Raw genomic sequence first — 17,261 nt, 5'->3', positions numbered from 1 at the left:
GATCTCGCCCCGGCGCTGCGCCGACGTTAGTTCTGACGTCGCAGGCAGGTTCTGGGTGCAGTGCCGTCGCGGCTGAGGCAGCCGCCGCGTTCACGCGCCGATCTGCCGGTAGGCGTCGATCACCGTTGCCAGCTCGGCAGGCGTTGCGCCGTGCATGAGCACAGCATCGCAGCCGAGGTCGATCTGGCGTCTCACCGCCGCGGCGCATTCGGCCGGCGTACCCGCTGCCATCGGGGCCAGCCATTCATCCGGCAGCAGCGCGCCGATGTGCTCAAGCTCGGCAACCGTGGCCGTGCCGTCGATCGGGGCAAGGAACTTGGCGACGACCTCGTCCGCACGGAAGCTCGCCAGCACTTCGGGATCCCAGCGGTTCACCCTCACCAGCACGTCGCCGTAGTACTGCAGGTAGGTGGCCAGCCGTCCGACCGTCTTGCGCAGCCGCAACTCATGCGGCACCTCGTCGCTGACCACGACGAAGCATGACCACACTTTCACCTCAGCCGGATCGCGCCCGGCCTGCTCGGCCGCCACCGTGACCGCGTCCACCGAGCGCACCACGGTCTCGTCGGAATAGAACGGATGCAGGATCACGTCGTCGAAGCAGCGCCCGCCCAAGGCCAGCGTGTTCGGCCCCATCGCCCCCAGTGCCAGGGGCAGGTGCTCGTCCAGCGTCATGTCGAGCAGCAAGATCGGAACGCGACCGGTCGGTCCGTCGTAGTCGCCGACGATCTCGCCCCGGAACAACCGGCGCATGACCAAGGCGAAGTCCTCCAGCTCGGCCGTGGTGACGGGCTCCAAGCCCATGATCTGCTGCGCCACGGCGACGCCGCGCCCGAAGCCCATCGTGAATCGCCCGCCAGCCAGGCTCTGCACCGTCAGCGCGAGGCCCGCGGTGAGCGTCGGGTGGCGGGTGTTGATGTTGGTCACGCCCAGCGTGATGCCGATGGAATCGGTCACCGCAGCGGCGGCACCGCAGATGGCTCCCGCCTCCTTGCGATTGGGCCGCTCTCCTAGGAAGGCCCGGCCGATCCCCATCGCTTCGGCCGCTCGAACCTCGGTGAGGGCATCTCCTGAGTCGAGCGCATCGCCAGGCAGCATGTAGAAGCCCAGCTCGGGAAACTCTTGCGGTGCCACTGCTCTGTCTGACATCTGCGAGACACTAGGACACTGCCTGCGCGTGAAATCGATTCATCGGCTGCATGGCACGCGCAGCAGGTGCACGGCCGCCTGACCGACCGCCGCTACTCGGTGCGCTCGACGATGAACAGCGTCTGTTCCGGCTTGCCGACGACGACCGCGAGATGCTCGCCCGCCCTGCCGACCTCCCCGTTGACCTGGTCCAGCTCCTCATCGGTGATCGGGCAGACCTCCCACGTCTGTCCGCCCCGCCGCAGCATCGCCATGCCATGGCTGACGTGCACCGTCGTGGCGACATCCATGACGGTGGCCTCGTGCAGGGCCACGGTTGCGGTACCCCCGTCTGCCGATCGACTGGGAGTCAGCTGCAGCGCAGGCACCGTGTACGTCGGCGGACTCATCGTCGTCCAATCCAAGTCGGCGCCGGATGCTGCGGCAGCATCGGCGTCGGAGCGAGCCACGTGCGGCCAGCGATCCGCGAACCCCCCGTCCAACCGTGCGAGCGGCCAGCTGTCACGCTGGATTTCGCCGAGCTCCTCCAGCTCGGTGACGAGTTCTGCTGCCGCACCGGTCGGCGCTTCGTACTCCGCTGAGCCTGTGCATTGCTCGTCCAGCCACAGGCGCTCGACGCGCTCGAGTTCGATGGCGGTGTCGGTGACGCGAATCCGGGCATCGAGCAGCTCCCACCCCACCGTCGGCGGTGTGTCGTCATCGACGCGCACGTAGCTCCACTGCTTGCCTGTGCGGATCGCCACCACCTGCTCACGTGCGCAGTCGAGCGGTCGAACCACACCGAGCACGGCAATGCGCCCCGATCCGGAGAGATCGACCGCCATGACGTCCATGTCATCGGGCAGGCCCACCGACTGCCAGTCCGCGCCGTCGTACGCGTACCAGTTGCCGGCAGCGCGGGCGACGGCGTGCGCGCCGCTGAACGAGTAGCGCATGTCTGCGCCCTCGGCCGCTGGCGGCGGATTCACGATCGACACGGTCGTGGCGAACACTGCCGCTTCGGAGTCGCTGCTGGCCGGCGGCTTGCTGTCCCAATTCTCCGACTCGCCAGCTATCGCCGGTTCGAGCGTCTCGCCGACGGGCGGCGTGGCGGCGCCAGCAGCGGCGTCCTCCAACAGCTCCGCTGCGTCCTGCTGGGAATCGTCATCGCTCGCCGCCGCCGCGGTCACGATCTCAGCGGCAGCCTCGTCGGCCATTTCCTCCTCGGCCATGTCCTCTTCAGCGACGCTGAATGCGACAGCAGCAGTCGTCGCCGACATGGGCTCGGCCGCCTCCTGCTGCTCGGCGGAAACCACGGAGTCGCTGAGTTCATCAAGCCCGCCGCCGCGCAGCGACACCACGCCGACAAGCGCAACCGCCACGAGCGCAAAGGCGCCCATGCCGCCGCGCACCGCGTTGCGTCGACGCTGCAGTTGGGCTGCGCGCGCCTGGACGCCCGCGAGCGAGCCGGAGCCCACCGGCATATCCGATGCTGCGCTGCGCAGCCGCCCGCGGAGGAGATCCTCGTCGGTCACGACCCGTCCTCTTCGTCGGCTGCCGTTCCCAGCACCTCGCGCAGCTGTTCCAGACCGCGGCTGAGACGGCTCTTGACGGTGCCCGTCGCGACGCCAAGCGCATCGGCAGTCTCGGCCACCGACCAGTCCAGGTAGAAGCGGGCCACAATCACCGCGCGGTGCGAATCATTGAGCGTCGCCAATGCCCGCTCGAGGTCCACGTCGCGCGTCCGGTCCTCGGTGGCGTGCGGCTGGGCCAGCAGGGGTCGCCGTTCTCGTTCCCGGCGAACCCGTCGCAGCCACGACCGCGCCCAATTCAGCCCGACGCGGAAGACCCAACCCTGCGGATTCGCGTAGGCGCTGACCTGTCCCCAGCGCTGGCATGCGCGTGCAAATGCCTCGTCGGCTGCTTCGGCGCCGAGCGCGCTGTCGCGCAGTGCCATCCCGAGCGCCCGCGCCAACTCGTCGCGATGGGCCGCATAGAAGTCCTCGAAGCGGACCGCCACCGCATCGATGGGGCCGGCCCCGGTCGACGGCCCGCCCTCAGCCGCGCTCACCGTCAGTCCTGGGCGGATGGCGGCCGAGCCGATCGTGCTCGATTCCGTCATCGGGGCAGCCATCGGCGAAGCATCGGGACGCAGACCCCAGCTCATCACTGCCGGAATCGTCAATGCAACGGGCGCGCCAGCCATGCCAAGTCCCCACGAAGACTGCCTATCCCTTCAGACTCCTGCCGGACTGTTTCGGTTCCATGAAGATCGTTGCATGAACGTCATGGCCGACGGTCACGGCCGCCCGTGCGCGCGCCGCTCGGCCGCGAAGTCGTCCTCGACGAGCACGCCTGCTTCGCGCAACGCGTCGATTTCTGTGCGGCCGGCGCCCAGCCACTCCGCCAGCACCTCGCCGTTGTGCTCGCCGAGGTACGGCGCCAGAGAGTCCGATGTCACCCCCGAGACCGCCGCCGAATCCGCAGTAGCACCGGCAAATCTGTACGGCGTCTGGGTCACGCGGCGCGTGCCGCCGTCGCGAGCACTGATCTCCACCGAGGAACCCCGATGGGTCGCGGTGGGCGATTCGTGCGCCTCCGCCGTCGTGCGGATGTCACCCCATGCCAGGTTGGCTTCGTCGAGGGCCGACAGCATCTCCGCACGGGTCGTGAACGAGCTCAGGAACGCGTTGATCGCCCCGGCGCGGTGCGCCCGCTTAGTCGGGATGTCGGCATCGGGGGGCGATGGGTCCGCAAGCCCATGGGTTTCGCTCAGCTGCCGCCAGATCCATCGGAAATCGCCTGCAGTCAGAACTGGCCCGTCCACACCGTCCCATACGAGCCCGCCTTGGGATGTGTAGTTCCCGCCGTCGAGTCCGGCCTGGCTCCCCTCATCGGTCGCCAAGAAAGACTCAAGCATCGCGATGTCGATGTGCTGGCCGTGCCCGGTCGTCTCGGCGACGCGCAGCGCGGCGAGGACGCCGATGGATCCATGGAGCGCCGCGTTGGTATCGGCGACGGCCAGGTACGGCTCTTGGAGCGGCTGCTGGTGGATCTTGGCGGCGCGAGCCATCCAGCCCGACTCGCCGTGCAGCACCGCCGCATAGGCCGCTCGCTGCGAATCGGGACCTTCCTGCCCGAAACCGCTGATCGACAGCATCACCAGTGCCGGATTGACCTGGCACAGCTCGGCAAACGACAGGCCATGGCGCGCCATGACGCCCGGTCGGAAGTTCTCGACGAGCACATGGGCCTCCGCCACAAGCCGCTTCACCGTCTCGGCTCCGCCCTCGGCACGCAGGTCGATGCAGACGTTTCGCTTGCCCACGTTCTGCTGGGTATAGAAGCCGGCGAGCCCCGCTCGATTGACGCCCCACAGGCGCGAGATGTCGCCCTCGGGGGGTTCCACCTTCACGACGTCTGCTCCGAGGTCGCTGAGAATCCGTCCGGCGAAGGGCCCGGCCAGAACGCGGCTCATGTCGACCACGCGGATGCCTGCCAGCGGTCTCATCGACTCAGCCTCCCGCGCAGTGACTCAGCGAGGCCGGTCGCCGGCGATCGTCACCCGGAGCATGTGCCGGCGTTGCCCGTGGTAATCGTTCAGCGCGTAGTGCTGGACGCTGCGGTTGTCCCACATGGTCAACGTTCCCGGTTCCCACCGCACCCGGCACGTGAACTGCTCGCCGACCGCATGGCTCCACAGCATGTCGAGCAGCGCCTTCGACTCGTGCCGGCGCATGCCCGAGATGGCCTCGGTGAACGCCCGATTCACATACAGCGCCTTCGCGCCGGTCTCAGGATGGGTCCGCACGACCGGATGTGTCAGCTGTGCGTGCGCCTCGTCGGACACCTCTACCTTCATCGAGCTGCGCTGGCCGGCGTACCGGTCTGAATCGCCTCGCCGCCCGTACTGGCGGGCTGCGGAGTGCACCGCGCTGAGGCTCTCGGCGAAGCGCTTCATCGTGTCGGACAGCCCCGTATAGGCCGCCTGCTGGTTCGCGAACAGCGTGTCACCGCCGAAGCTCGGCACCTCCACCGCATACAGCGCTGTCGCCATCGGGGGGCATTCCAGGAACGACATCTCCGAATGCCACCCGCCGCCGAAGTTGACCGTCTCGTGGGGCTCTTTGATGACCGGCACCACCTCGGGTTCATCCGAGGTGCCGCCGAGATACGGGTGACGCTCCAGCTCGCCGAAGCGACGGCCGAAACGTGCGAGCGCTGCTGCATCCATCTGCTGGTCTCGGATCACCACGACGTGGTGCGCGCACAGTGCCTCCCGGATCGCTGCGCACCCGGGGTCGTCAATCGTGGTGACATCGAGCGGCTCGCCGTCGGGTGCCCAGAGCTCGGCACCGAGTGCGCCGGCGAGGGGCTTGGCCGTGATGCTCATGACGGCCCTGTCGCGTTCGTTGCTGTCGCGTTCATTGCGGCGTCCTTGCCTCGACCAGCTCACTTCGGCGTCATGACGGCATCGACAGATCGGGCGCTGACGCCGAACGGGTCTGCCTGCTTCAGCCGCTGTGCCACTTCCCCCGCTGCAAGTATCGCCTCATCGGGGTTCCCTCCACACAGCGTCATGTTGATATGGCGGCAGCCGGCGTCGAGGTACGGCATGAAGAACTCGACGATGTCGTCGACCCTGCCGCAGGGCGTGTACTTCTCGAACGCCTTGAACGGCACCCGGTAGAAGCGTTCCAGCTCCGGGCCGACCCAGCCGGCCGCTTCTTCGCGGGTGTCGCCCAGGCCGATCCACAGCTGGATGCCGTGATCCGGTGCGCCGGGCGCAGGGGCATCGGTCGCCCGCTCGGTGGCGGCCGTCTCTGCGTACAGGCGAAGCGCCGCCTGGTAGTGCTCGACCGTGCACCAGATGCCCAGCCAGCCGTCGGCGAAGCGACCGGCCCTGCGGATGGCGGCGTCGGAACGGCCGCCGACGTAGGTGGTGATGGGCGGGTCGGGCAGCGGGACGATGCGGGCCTGTTCGAATGAGAAGAACTCGCCTGCGTGATCGACGGTCTCGCCGGCCAGCAACCGCAGCACGATGCCGAGCGACTCGTCGGTTCGGCGCCCCCGGGTTCGCGGATCGACGCCGCATACTTCGACTTCGTGGCGGTCGTCGCCGCCGATGCCCACGCCGAAGCTGATCCGTCCCGGTGCCATCTCCGCCAGGTTCGCGAGCTGGCGGGCGACGGGAATCGGGTGGCGCAGCGGCAGCAGGTACACGCCGAGATACACGCCCAGCGTGGGATGCAGGTTGGCCAGCGCCGCCGCAGTGACCATGCCGTCATTGCCGTGCCCGATCCGGAAGCTGACGTGATCGGCGAAGAACACGTGGTCGATGCCCGCGTCGGCCACTAGTTCGAGCATGCGACGGCGCTCGGCCCACGGTCGTGACCAGAGCTTCACGTCGGGTGTGACGCCGACCCGGATGGGCGGCGCAGCGGGGCGCCCGGTCACTGCGCAGCCGCCTCGCGACTGGCAGCCGCTTCGCTGCCGGCAGGCACATCCCAGAGCACCGGCAGGTGCTTGAAGCCGTGCTGGAAGTTCGACAGCAGGCGCTCGGGCCTGCGGGCCGGGTCGAGGCGCAGATTCGGCATTCGCCACAACGACTCGGTGAACATCGCGGACATCTGGCGGCGTGCCAGGTGAGCGCCCAGGCAGAAGTGCGGACCTGCCCCGAAGGTGAGGTGGTCGTTCGGGCTGCGCTCGATGTCGAACCGGTCAGGTTCGGCGAATACGGCCGGGTCGCGATTGGCCGCCACATGGAAGACCACCACCTTGTCGCCCGAACGCACGGAGCGGCCGCCGAGTTCGACATCGCGCGAGGCCGTGCGGCGGAAGTGCACCACCGGCGGTATGAACCGCAGCATCTCCTCGATGGCACCGGGCAGCAGATCCGGGTCGGCGAGCAGCTTGTCGAGCTGGTCGGGATGCTGCAGCAGCGCCCACAGCCCGCCGGGCATGCCGTTTCGCAACGTCTCGTTGCCGGCCACGGCAAACAGGAAGAACATGGTCTCGAACTCTTCGTTGGTGATGCCGCCCTCGGCGTCGTCGGCAGCCAGCAGGATTGACACCACGTCAGAGCCCGGGTTCGCCCGCTTGTAGGTCGCAAGATCGTGCGCGTAGGCGTACATGTCTGCGAGGCCCTCGCGTGAGCGCGGGTCGGGCATGCGACCGTCGGGACCGGGGCGGATCTGGGCTCGCACCTCACAGGCGCGCTGCGCCATCTCGGTCCCTGTTGCCGGATCGAATGCGTCGGACACGGAATACTCGGCGTCCTGGTAGCCGATGACCCGGTTGGACCAGTCGAACAGCAGCATCCGGTCCTGCGACGGCACACCCATGATGTCGGCGAGCGTCAGCAGCGGCAGCTCGGCTGAGACCTCCTTGGCGAAGTCGGCGTGCCCGCGATGCACGACGGCACTGACGAGCCGTTCGGCCCGAGCAGAGATGGTGGCCTCCAGCTCAGCCACCGCGCTCGGTGTGAACGAGCGCATCAGCAGGCGCCGCAGCCGCGTGTGCTGCGGCGGGTCCTGATTGAGCATCATCCGCTGGACGAATTCGAGCATCGCAGCGGTCCCCGGGTCACGGATCTGCGTGCCGCCGAGGTGGGACGAGAACGTCCCCGGATCGCGCAGCACCCGGTTCATGAGCTCGTGCGTGAGCACCGCCCAGAAGCCAGGTCCGGCCTCCCACCCCATGAGCTCCGGCTCGGGCACCCAGTGAACCGGGGCGCACGAGCGCAGCTCGGCAATCAGATCGTGGGGCACGCCGTCCAGATACGTGCGCGGATCGAACAACTGCGTCGGATCCGGTGCAGTGCTGTTCGAGCCGCTCGCGGCACAAACCGTGCTCACGCCGCTCAGCCTGCCACCTGACGCTGCGCGGAACCCACGTCCGCGCCGTCGCTCGACCCCTCAGCGACGGCGGGAGCATCGACATCGTCGCTGTTCGGCTTGGCCGCAGGCCTGCGAGGGCTGCTGCCGCCTCGCTCCGGCGGCGCCGGCGGCTTCGTGACGACAAAAAACAGCATGCCCAGCGCCGTGAGCACTGCAAGCGCCACAAAACCGGTGACGTAGCTGCCGGTGGTGTCAGCCAGCCGCCCTGCGGCGATCGGGCCGACGATCGGCCCGATCATCACGATGAGCGAACTCACGCCCATGATCGCAGCGAACGCCGAGGAACCGAAGTAGTCGGCTCGCAAGGCTTGCATGAGCGGCCCACGCGCTCCCCACGCGAGCCCGTGGAAGATTACGAACAGCACCACCACGAACGCGTTGGGCGCCCACGCCAGCAGCAAGATGCCGCCCGCGTGCCCGAACATGGCGACCGACGCAATGAGCCGCTTGTTGACCCGGTCGCCGAGCCAGCCGCCCACCACCATGCCGGCCAGCTGCATCAGCGGCAGTGCTGCAGCGAACAAGCTGGCATGCTGCGGCGAGTAGCCCCGCTCGGACGTCAGGTAGAGCTGCAGGTGCGCCATCACGGCGCCCACCACGAACAGGGCGCTCAGGTGACCGAACGAGATCGTCCAGAACGCTCGCGTGCGTATCGCCTCCTTCGCCGTGAAGTGGACATCGGTGAGGCCTTCCGCGCGGACCGTCCTCCCGTCAGCGACAATCTTGGCCCCGCCGTCGACCTCCTGGCCGAACTCGGCAGGGCTTCCGTCGAGGTACTTGGCCAGCCACCACGCGACAGCGGCACCCCCGACGCCGGTGACCGCAGCGGTCCAGCGCCAGCCGAACCATGTGAACGACAGCACCACGAGCGGAAGGCACACCCCGCCCGCAGCGAGGCCCATGCCACCGAATGCCAGAGCGCGCGCTCGCAGCCGCTCGAACCATCGGACGATCGCGACGGTGACGGTCAAGAATCCGCAGAACGCGCTGCCGACGGCCATGACCAGGAATGCGCCGTAGAACTGCCACAACGAATGCAGCTGGCTGAACCACACGAAGCCGACCGCCATGCCCACAGCGCCTGCTCGGGTGATGGCTTTGGGTCCGAAACGGTCGATCAGCCAACCTTGTGCCGGCCCCAGCAGCGCCGTCTCGGCGCGATTCATCGCGAACGCGCCCGACAGCGCCGTCTTGCTCCAGCCGTACTCCTCTTCGAGCTCGACGAAGTAGGCGCCCATGGCGTGCATGATCAGCGCCGACTGCAGCCCTTGGATCACTGCCCCCGCTCCCACCACCTTCCAGCCGCGGAAGGTGGTGCTGCGTTTGGACATCGTTACATCCTGCCTGATGAGGCGGCTGCTGCGTCGGTTCAGAACCCCTCTTTGGGCTGATCTAGACTCGTTTTTTTCCTCCAGCCACGCACCAAGGACTCCCAACGGAGCGAGGAGTGCACAAACATGGAGATGACGACGCTGATCAAGGGGGGCACCGTTGTCAGCTCGACCGGGGCAGATCCGGCCGAGGTGCTGATCGACGGTGAGCAGATCGCAGCAGTGCTGCAACCCGGCAGCGACATCGCCGTTGCCGCCGAGCAGAGCGCTGAGGTCATCGATGCTTCCGGACGGCTCGTCGTGCCTGGCGGCGTGGACGTGCATACGCACATGGAGCTGCCCTTCGGCGGCACGTATGCCTCGGACACGTTCGAGACGGGAACGAGAGCCGCAGCGTGGGGCGGCACCACCACGATCGTGGATTTCGCCGTGCAGCGCTACGGCGAGAACGTGCGCGAGTGCCTCGATGAATGGATGGCCAAAGCCGAGGGCAACTGCGCTGTCGACTTCGGCTTTCACATGATCATCGGCGGCGTCGACAACGATTCGCTGAAAGAAATGGACCTGCTGGTCAACGAGGGCATCACCAGCTTCAAACTGTTCATGGCCTATCCGGGGGTCTTCTACTCCGACGACGGGCAGATCCTGCGAGCGATGCAGCAGGCCGCCGGCAACGGCGGGCTGATCATGATGCACGCCGAGAATGGCTTGGCCATCGACGTGCTGGCTGCCCAGGCGTTCGAGCGCGGCGAGACAGCGCCGGTCACTCATGGCTACGTGGGCCGCAAGGAGCTGGAGTCAGAAGCCACCCACCGGGCGATCCAGCTGGCGAAGGTGGGCGCTGCGCCGCTGTACATCGTGCACCTGTCAGCCACCGAGGCCCTCGAGCAGGTGGCCCTCGCACGCGACGCCGGCATGAACGTGTTCGCCGAGACCTACCCGCAGTACCTGCATTTCAGCCTGGAAGAGCAGCTCAACCGGCCCGGTTTCGAGGGTGCCGCCTACGTCTGCTCGCCGCCGCTCCGCTCCCGCGAAGAAGGCCACCAGGACGCCTTGTGGAAAGGTCTGCGCACCAACGATCTCGCCGTCGTGTCCACCGACCACTGCCCGTTCTGCATGAAGGAGCAGAAGGAGCTCGGGCTCAACGACTTCCGGGCAATACCCAACGGCATCGGCAGCGTCGAGCACCGCATGGACATGATCTACCAGGGCGTGGTGACAGGCGAGATCGGCTTGGCACGCTGGATCGAGCTCTGCGCCACTACCCCGGCCCGGATGATGGGCCTGTACCCGCGCAAGGGCATCATCGCGGCAGGTTCGGATGCCGACGTCGTGATCTATGACCCCGAGCATCGCTGGACCATCAGCGTGGACAACCACCACATGAACATCGACCACTCGGCCTATGAAGGGGTCGATGTGACAGGACATGTCGACACGGTGTTCTCTCGGGGTCGCAAGATCATCGACGACAACCAGTACTTGGGGCGGGCCGGCGACGGCCAGTACCTGCGCCGGGGTCTCTGCCAGTACCTGCAGTAGGGGGCATCACCATGGCCCGACGCAACGGAGCGTTCGGGCAGCGGAGCGGATCGGGGGACTGAGAACATGGATTTTGGCGTTGTTCTTCAGACCGATCCGCCCGCGTGGCGAGTGGTTGATCTGGCCCAGCGAGCAGAGACGCTGGGGTTCGACTACGGGTGGACCTTCGACAGCCATGTGCTGTGGCAAGAGCCCTACGTGATCTACAGCCAGATGCTGTCGGCCACGAACCGAATGATTGTCGGCCCGATGGTCACCAATCCGGGAACCCGGAACTGGACGGTCACCGCGTCGCTGTTCGCCACGCTCAACGACATGTTCGGCAACCGGACGGTGTGCGGCATCGGCCGGGGCGACTCGGCCATGCGAGTGCTGGGACACCGTCCCACCAGCCTGGCCACGCTGTCGGAGTCGATGACGGTCATCAAGGGGTTGGCCGAAGGCTGCGAGGTGACCTACAACGGCACCCGCCAGCAGATCCCGTGGTCGTCGGGCAGCCGGCTCGACATCTGGATGGCGGCGTACGGACCGAAGGCGCTGCAACTCTGCGGCGAGCAGGCCGACGGGTTCATCCTGCAGCTTGCCGATCCCCAGATCACCGAGTGGACCGTCGCCGCCGTCCGCCGGGCTGCGGCCGACGCCGGACGGAACCCCGACGACCTGTACATCTGTGTGGCGGCGCCCGCCTATGTCGGTGACAACCTTGCCCACCAACGCGACCAGTGCCGGTGGTTCGGCGGCATGGTCGGCAACCACGTGGCCGATCTCGTCGAGCGGTATGGCGACACCGGGGGCGCGGTGCCCCAAGCCCTCACCGACTACATCGCTGGGCGCGAGGGCTACGACTACGCCGAGCATGGCAAGGCCGGCAACGTCCACACCGACTTCGTGCCCGATGAGGTGATCGACCGGTTCTGCATTCTCGGCGACGCCAGCAGCCATGTCTCGCGCCTGCGCGAACTGCGAGATCTCGGCGTGGACCAGTTCGCCATCTACCTGATGCACGATGCCAAGGACGAAACCCTGAACGCCTACGGCCAGCGGATCATTCCGGCGCTCGGGGCATGAGCGGCTGGAGGAGATGGCTGCTGATTTCTAACACGAAAATCCTCCGAAAAATGAACGATTTTCAACGATAAACTGGCGGACATGGCCTTCGTGCCTCGGCCGGCTGACGAACAAGCGCTGCGCGCCGCGGTTGCCGAAGCGCCGGTGACCTTGCTGACGGGACCACGCCAGGCGGGCAAGTCGACGATGGTGCGCCGCGTCATCGCGCCCTCGCCCGCCGCGTTCTTCGACCTTGAGGACTATCGCGACCACGCCCGCCTGTCCGAGCCGATGCTCGCGTTGCGGGACCGCGGCGAGACCATCGTGATCGACGAGGCACAGCGCATGCCAGAACTCTTCAAATCGTTGCGTGTGCTGGTGGATCAGCATCGCCGGCCGGGCCGGTTCGTCGTCCTCGGCAGCGCCTCTCCCGACCTGACCGGGCTGAGCGCCGAAACGCTCGCCGGCCGGGTGCGTTTCGTCGAGTTGACCGGCTTCCGTCTCGACGACCTCGGCCGGGAGCGGCTCGACGAACTCTGGCTGAGAGGCGGACTGCCCCCCTCCTTCCTTGCGCCAGACCTCCCGTCCTCCAACCGTTGGCGGGACGATTACATCACCACCTTCCTGGAACGCGACCTCGCCAACCTCGGCGTCCGCATCCCGGCGGCCGCGATGCGGCGGTTCTGGACGATGGTCGCTCACTTTCACGGCCAGACGTGGAACGGCGCCGCGGTTGCCCGATCGGTCGATGTTTCGGCGAGCACCGTGCGCCGCTATCTGGATGCGCTCACCGATGCGCTCGTCGTGCGCCAGCTGCCGCCTTGGTTCGCCAACGTCGGAAAGCGGCAGGTCAAGTCGCCGCGGGTGTATGTGCGCGACACCGGCCTGTTGCACCGACTGCTCGGGATCGCCGACCATGTCGAACTCGAGCGTCACCCCCGGCTCGGCGCGAGCTGGGAAGGCCTGGTGGTCGAACTGCTCCTTGCCCGCCTCGACAGCGCGACTCGGGCAACAGCGGCGTTCTGGTCGACGCACGGCGGTGCTGAACTCGACCTGCGTCTCGTGGTCGGCGGGCAGACCCTGGGGTTCGAGATCAAACGCACGGAGCGGCCCTCGGTGACCCGCTCGATGCGCAGTGCCCTTGCCGACCTCGAACTCGATCATCTTTACGTCGTTCACGCGGGCGCTCACCGCTTCGCCCTCGACGAGCGCATCACCGCTGTCGGTGCTGGCGAGCTGCTGACGAGCAACGACGTGCGCCCATGACTGCGTTGCGGCAAATCGCCATGGCATGAGGCTCGGCATACAGCTCACCGCCCGGCAGGTCGATGTGCTCCTGGCAGCTGCGGCGATCGTTGCGGTCGGGACGGGTTTGGCGTCGTGGGCGGTGGGCACCGGCTGGGGCCGCTGGCTGACCGTCACGCACGCCCTCGCCGGCCTGAGCCTGCTGGCGCTGGCCCCCGCAAAACTCCGCGGCTCGGTGCGCACCGGGCTGAAGCGCCGCCGTGCCAGCCGATGGCTGTCGATGCTGCTCGGAGCTCTCGTCGTTGCGACCGTTGTGCTCGGGGTGTTGCACGCAACCGGGCTGTGGCACGGCGTGGGCTACTGGTCGGCGTTGTGGACTCACGTCCTGCTGGTCGCGTTCGTGGCCCCGCTGCTGCTGTGGCACATCGCCAGCCGGCCGGGCCGTCCCGGCATCGGCGACCTCGACCGCCGGGCGTTCATCGGCGGGGCCATCGCGCTGGCAGCCGCGGGCGCGGCCTACTGGATCCAGCAGCTGGTAGTGGGCGACAACCGGCGATTCACCGGCTCGCACGAGATCGGCTCGTTCAACCCCGCCGAGATGCCGACGACCATGTGGCTCAATGACCGGTCGCCCCGGGTAGCGGCCGCAGACTGGGAGCTCACCGTCGCAGGCGAGCCAGTGCAGCTTGCAGCCCTCCACGAACTGACCGCGCCCCTGACCGCCGACCTCGACTGCACCGGCGGATGGTGGAGCCGCCAGTCGTGGGATGCCGTGCCCCTGGCTGAGCTGTTCCCAGACATCGACGCGCCCACGCTGGAAGTCACCTCGCTGACCGGCTACAGCCGCCTGTTCCCCGCCCGCGACGCCGCCAACCTGTACTTGGCCATCGGCTACGGAGGTGAACCACTGCTTCGAGGCCACGGCGCACCGGTGCGGCTGGTGGCCCCCGGCAGGCGGGGCTTCTGGTGGGTGAAGTGGGTCAGCCGTATCGACCCCGTCAGCCGCCCCTGGTGGCTCCAGCTCCCCTTCCCAGCCGAATAGCCAGCCGTCGCTCAATAAACGGCGAGAAACAGGCCCCGCCACGCAGCACTCCCACAGCGCAAGGCAGCCGGCATTCACACAGGTATTCCAATGAAGGATTGGCCAAATGACCGACCATGCTTGGCTACGTCCGGGCCGCGAAACGGGCGAATACGAGCCTTCAATGAAGGGCCAATCAATTGATCGGCCAAACTCGGCCTGACCTTCTGCCTCGTCCGCCGTGGCCTAATGCTTCAATGAAGGGCGGGGAATATTCCCCGCCAAACGACAACGCCCGCGACATGTCGGAGCAGGAGCGCGAACCTTCAATGAAGGGCGGGGAATATTGGCGCTTCGCGTTTGCGCGTGGAGTAGCTGTGTGAGGGTCACGGCCTGATTGGGAGGGATCCCCCAGAATCGGAGGTGTTCGTAGCCCCGAGTTCTGGAGGATCCCTGTGAGGGTTGACGCTATTCGCGCGTTGCATGTGGTTGTCGGCTTGGGCGCCGGCGTGACGGTGACCGGTGTGAGGGACCGCGACGGCGGTCCGCTCGAGATCGGGGTCGAGCTGGCGGGGCGGCCGTGCTGTGTCGGCTGCGGGGGGCCGGTGTGGGCGCACAGCGCGAGCACGGTGAGGCTGGCTGATCTGCCGGCGTTCGGGCGGCCGGTGCGGCTGGGGTGGCGCAAGCGCCGCTGGCGCTGCCCCGACGGGTCGTGCGCGGTAGGCACGTTCACCGACCAGGACCCCGCAGTCGCGCCGCCCAGGGCGCGGATGACCAGCCGGGCAGCGCGTCACGCGACCCGCCGCGCGGGTGCCGGTCGGGCGGTCAGCGAGATCGCCGCCGAGCTGGGTGCGGGATGGCACACGGTGATGCGGGCAGTGCACCGGTGGGGATCGGCGCTGCTCGATGCCGACTCGGCACGCCTCGACGGGGTAACCGCTTTGGGCCTGGACGAGATTTTGATGTTCCGCCGCGGCCGGTACCGAGAAAAGCACTGGGGCACCACGATCGTGGACACCCGCCGCGGCAGGCTGCTCGACATAGTCGCTGGTCGCAGCGCCGACGGGGCCACCGCATGGATCCGAGCGAGATCGTCGCTATGGCGCAAGCAGATCCGCTGGGGCGTGATGGACCTGTCGGGTCCCTATCGCAAGACGTTCACCGACGCTTTGGCGCACGCCCGCCAGGTCGCTGACCCGTTCCACGTGATCAAGCTCGCCAACTCGGCTATCGACGACGTGCGCCGCCGGGTTCAGAACGAGACCACCGGCGGGCGAGGCACCAAACACGACCCCCTCTACCGGATACGCAGACTGCTGCTCAAAGCGTCCGAGCGAGTCACCGACCGCGGACGAGCCAAGCTGCGGGGCCTGCTCGCAGCCGGCGACCCCCGCGGCGAGGTGCGCGACGCGTGGCACGCGAAGGAGACCCTGCGCGGCGTCTACCGGATCCCAAAACGCAGCGTCGCCGCCGAGACGCTCGACGAGCTCGCCCGCGACCTCCAAGACGACACGTTCTCGGCGGAGCTGAACAAGCTCGGCCGCACCCTGGCCACCTGGCGCACCCAGATCACGAACTGGCACCGGTCGCGTGTGACCAACGGGCCGACCGAAGCAGCGAACAACCTCGCCAAGCTGATCAAGCGGGTGTCGTTCGGGATCACCAACTTCGACCACTACCGCACACGAGTCCTGCTGTATGCAGGCAAGCCCGACTGGACCCTGCTCGACACGCTGACTCCACGCTAAAACACGAAGAGCCGGAATATTCCCCGCCAAACACTAGCGACCATCGGCATGAGTGAGACGGGACGCGCCCTTCAATGAAGGGCGGGGAATATTCCCCGCCAAACGGCAGGCGGGCCGGTCCACCGGCAAGCTGACCTGCACCTTCAATGAAGGGCGGGGAATATTCCCCGCCAAACGAATGGAGACAGTCGGCGCAGCAGCCGCGGTCCATGACCTTCAATGAAGGGCGGGGAATATTCCCCGCCAAACCTGAACGTGACGCCGTGGTTCTCGTCGGTGCGGGTCGGCCTTCAATGAAGGGCGGGGAATATTCCCCGCCAAACCGGAATGTGAGCATCACCTTCACAGCCGACGAAGACCCTTCAATGAAGGGCGGGGAATATTCCCCGCCAAACCCACGGCTGCGGCGATGACGGCGACCCTCACTTGCGCCTTCAATGAAGGGCGGGGAATATTCCCCGCCAAACCAACCCGACAACGACGTAGCCTGCGTGCATCTGGAGCCTTCAATGAAGGGCGGGGAATATTCCCCGCCAAACTAGCCGTCTGCGTTGCACACCACGTCGCCCTGCACACTTCAATGAAGGGCGGGGAATATTCCCCGCCAAACCCGTCACGGGTGCGTTCTGGCACGGCTGCGATAAGCGGGCTTCAATGAAGGGCGGGGAATATTCCCCGCCAAACCGCGTAGGAGCAGTCCGCTTCGAGCGGGGTGGTGGTGCTTCAATGAAGGGCGGGGAATATTCCCCGCCAAACTGCGCACCATCTTGGATAGCTACGAGCGTGACTACAGCGCTTCAATGAAGGGCGGGGAATATTCCCCGCCAAACCGCTCTCGAAAACTACCGGCTGTGACCAGCGGCGTTGAGGGCGGTTGCGAGTGCTCCTTGTGCAGGAGTGCTCGGGAAGCATAGGATTCTGTTGTCAAGGTGCGTTTCAGGCCCGTACTCCAGGGCTGCGAGCGCTGCCCAGGCATCGAGGCCTGACCGGACCGCTCGCATCAGACGATTACCGGTCCAGATTGTGGCAGTGGCGGCGCTACTCCGAGAAAATCGAAGCAGTCTCGGCCGCGTTCTGTTGGCATTCCTAGGTCGATGAACGCAACTGTATCTTCTCCGTGGTGGATCACTTCGCCGAGTTCGAACTTGAGTTCTATCAACTCGATGCGATCTAGATCGCTGATGAACACGCTGTAGTGCATGGGCCAGCCGTATGCCTTCATGGCCTTGTGGACCTTGCGCAGTCGCTTCGGATCCCGGATGTCATATGAGACCAAGTACCGGCGTCGATCACTCATGGC

General features: G+C 67.0%; 14 protein-coding genes and 1 CRISPR repeat array. Of the genes, 5 read left to right on the top strand and 9 right to left on the bottom strand.

Translation table 11 applies throughout. The annotated features are described in order from the left end of the window. Window positions 1-90: 90 nt before the first annotated feature. The 8 genes from ACOQPE_RS08320 to ACOQPE_RS08285 form a co-directional block, all read right to left on the bottom strand. Complete coding sequence (locus ACOQPE_RS08320) at window positions 91-1,149, bottom strand: TIGR03857 family LLM class F420-dependent oxidoreductase (protein ID WP_420608467.1); 1,059 nt, start codon at window positions 1,147-1,149, stop codon at window positions 91-93. Window positions 1,150-1,241: 92 nt separating this feature from the next. Then, window positions 1,242-2,663 (bottom strand): hypothetical protein, encoded by a 1,422-nt coding sequence (locus ACOQPE_RS08315; protein ID WP_420608466.1) that lies wholly within the window; start codon window positions 2,661-2,663, stop codon window positions 1,242-1,244. Further along, the gene (locus ACOQPE_RS08310) at window positions 2,660-3,334 is read right to left on the bottom strand and encodes an RNA polymerase sigma factor (RefSeq protein ID WP_420608465.1); all 675 of its coding nucleotides are present in this window, start codon (window positions 3,332-3,334) and stop codon (window positions 2,660-2,662) included. The genes ACOQPE_RS08315 and ACOQPE_RS08310 overlap by 4 nt, the downstream gene beginning before the upstream one ends. A gap of 93 nt (window positions 3,335-3,427) precedes the next feature. Next, a complete protein-coding gene (locus tag ACOQPE_RS08305) occupies window positions 3,428-4,639 on the bottom strand; it encodes a CaiB/BaiF CoA transferase family protein (protein WP_420608464.1) in 1,212 nt (403 codons plus the stop codon). 24 nt (window positions 4,640-4,663) lie between these two features. Then, complete coding sequence (locus tag ACOQPE_RS08300; RefSeq protein WP_420608463.1) at window positions 4,664-5,521, bottom strand: TauD/TfdA dioxygenase family protein; 858 nt, start codon at window positions 5,519-5,521, stop codon at window positions 4,664-4,666. Between the two features lie 59 nt (window positions 5,522-5,580). Continuing rightward, window positions 5,581-6,585 carry an LLM class flavin-dependent oxidoreductase gene (locus ACOQPE_RS08295; RefSeq protein ID WP_420608462.1) on the bottom strand — a complete coding sequence of 335 codons (1,005 nt, stop codon included), beginning with the start codon at window positions 6,583-6,585 and terminating at the stop codon, window positions 5,581-5,583. After that, entirely contained in the window at window positions 6,582-7,985 is a 1,404-nt protein-coding gene (locus ACOQPE_RS08290) for a cytochrome P450 (protein WP_420608461.1), read from the bottom strand. The genes ACOQPE_RS08295 and ACOQPE_RS08290 overlap by 4 nt, the downstream gene beginning before the upstream one ends. A gap of 5 nt (window positions 7,986-7,990) precedes the next feature. Beyond that, entirely contained in the window at window positions 7,991-9,358 is a 1,368-nt protein-coding gene (locus tag ACOQPE_RS08285; protein ID WP_420608460.1) for an MFS transporter, read from the bottom strand. Between the two features lie 132 nt (window positions 9,359-9,490). Between ACOQPE_RS08285 and hydA the strand changes: the two genes are divergently transcribed. From hydA to ACOQPE_RS08260, 5 genes are all read left to right on the top strand, one after another. Next, window positions 9,491-10,900: a dihydropyrimidinase gene (gene hydA, locus ACOQPE_RS08280; RefSeq protein WP_420611374.1), complete on the top strand. Its 1,410-nt coding sequence runs from the start codon at window positions 9,491-9,493 to the stop codon at window positions 10,898-10,900. 66 nt (window positions 10,901-10,966) lie between these two features. Next, a complete protein-coding gene (locus ACOQPE_RS08275) occupies window positions 10,967-11,968 on the top strand; it encodes a TIGR03842 family LLM class F420-dependent oxidoreductase (protein WP_420608459.1) in 1,002 nt (333 codons plus the stop codon). A gap of 81 nt (window positions 11,969-12,049) precedes the next feature. Further along, window positions 12,050-13,213: an ATP-binding protein gene (locus ACOQPE_RS08270; RefSeq protein ID WP_420608458.1), complete on the top strand. Its 1,164-nt coding sequence runs from the start codon at window positions 12,050-12,052 to the stop codon at window positions 13,211-13,213. Between the two features lie 25 nt (window positions 13,214-13,238). After that, window positions 13,239-14,234, top strand: a complete 996-nt coding sequence (locus ACOQPE_RS08265; protein WP_420608457.1) for a molybdopterin-dependent oxidoreductase — start codon at window positions 13,239-13,241, stop codon at window positions 14,232-14,234. Window positions 14,235-14,668: 434 nt separating this feature from the next. Next, entirely contained in the window at window positions 14,669-15,961 is a 1,293-nt protein-coding gene (locus ACOQPE_RS08260) for an ISL3 family transposase (RefSeq protein WP_420608456.1), read from the top strand. 68 nt (window positions 15,962-16,029) lie between these two features. Then, window positions 16,030-16,792: a CRISPR direct-repeat array (repeat unit 37 nt; unit sequence CCTTCAATGAAGGGCGGGGAATATTCCCCGCCAAACC). Window positions 16,793-16,961: 169 nt separating this feature from the next. On the opposite strand, the gene cas2 is transcribed toward ACOQPE_RS08260, so the two are convergent. Further along, on the bottom strand, window positions 16,962-17,258 hold the full coding sequence (cas2, locus tag ACOQPE_RS08255) for a CRISPR-associated endonuclease Cas2 (RefSeq protein ID WP_420608455.1): 297 nt from the start codon (window positions 17,256-17,258) through the stop codon (window positions 16,962-16,964). Window positions 17,259-17,261 lie beyond the last annotated feature (3 nt).

It is taken from the genome of Candidatus Poriferisodalis sp. (assembly GCF_965219595.1).
Classification (GTDB): domain Bacteria; phylum Actinomycetota; class Acidimicrobiia; order Acidimicrobiales; family Poriferisodalaceae; genus Poriferisodalis.
Note: the sequence above shows the minus strand (reverse complement) of the source record. Positions and strands in the feature narration are given on the sequence as shown.

Coding starts and splice junctions, on each gene's coding strand:
- ACOQPE_RS08275 (WP_420608459.1), top strand. CDS start 10,967: ATGGATTTTGGCGTTGTTCTTCAGACCGATCCGCCCGCGTGGCGAGTG.
- cas2 (WP_420608455.1), bottom strand. CDS start 17,258: ATGAGTGATCGACGCCGGTACTTGGTCTCATATGACATCCGGGATCCG.
- ACOQPE_RS08265 (WP_420608457.1), top strand. CDS start 13,239: ATGAGGCTCGGCATACAGCTCACCGCCCGGCAGGTCGATGTGCTCCTG.
- ACOQPE_RS08270 (WP_420608458.1), top strand. CDS start 12,050: ATGGCCTTCGTGCCTCGGCCGGCTGACGAACAAGCGCTGCGCGCCGCG.
- ACOQPE_RS08310 (WP_420608465.1), bottom strand. CDS start 3,334: ATGGCTGGCGCGCCCGTTGCATTGACGATTCCGGCAGTGATGAGCTGG.
- hydA (WP_420611374.1), top strand. CDS start 9,491: ATGACGACGCTGATCAAGGGGGGCACCGTTGTCAGCTCGACCGGGGCA.
- ACOQPE_RS08305 (WP_420608464.1), bottom strand. CDS start 4,639: ATGAGACCGCTGGCAGGCATCCGCGTGGTCGACATGAGCCGCGTTCTG.
- ACOQPE_RS08300 (WP_420608463.1), bottom strand. CDS start 5,521: ATGAGCATCACGGCCAAGCCCCTCGCCGGCGCACTCGGTGCCGAGCTC.
- ACOQPE_RS08285 (WP_420608460.1), bottom strand. CDS start 9,358: ATGTCCAAACGCAGCACCACCTTCCGCGGCTGGAAGGTGGTGGGAGCG.
- ACOQPE_RS08320 (WP_420608467.1), bottom strand. CDS start 1,149: ATGTCAGACAGAGCAGTGGCACCGCAAGAGTTTCCCGAGCTGGGCTTC.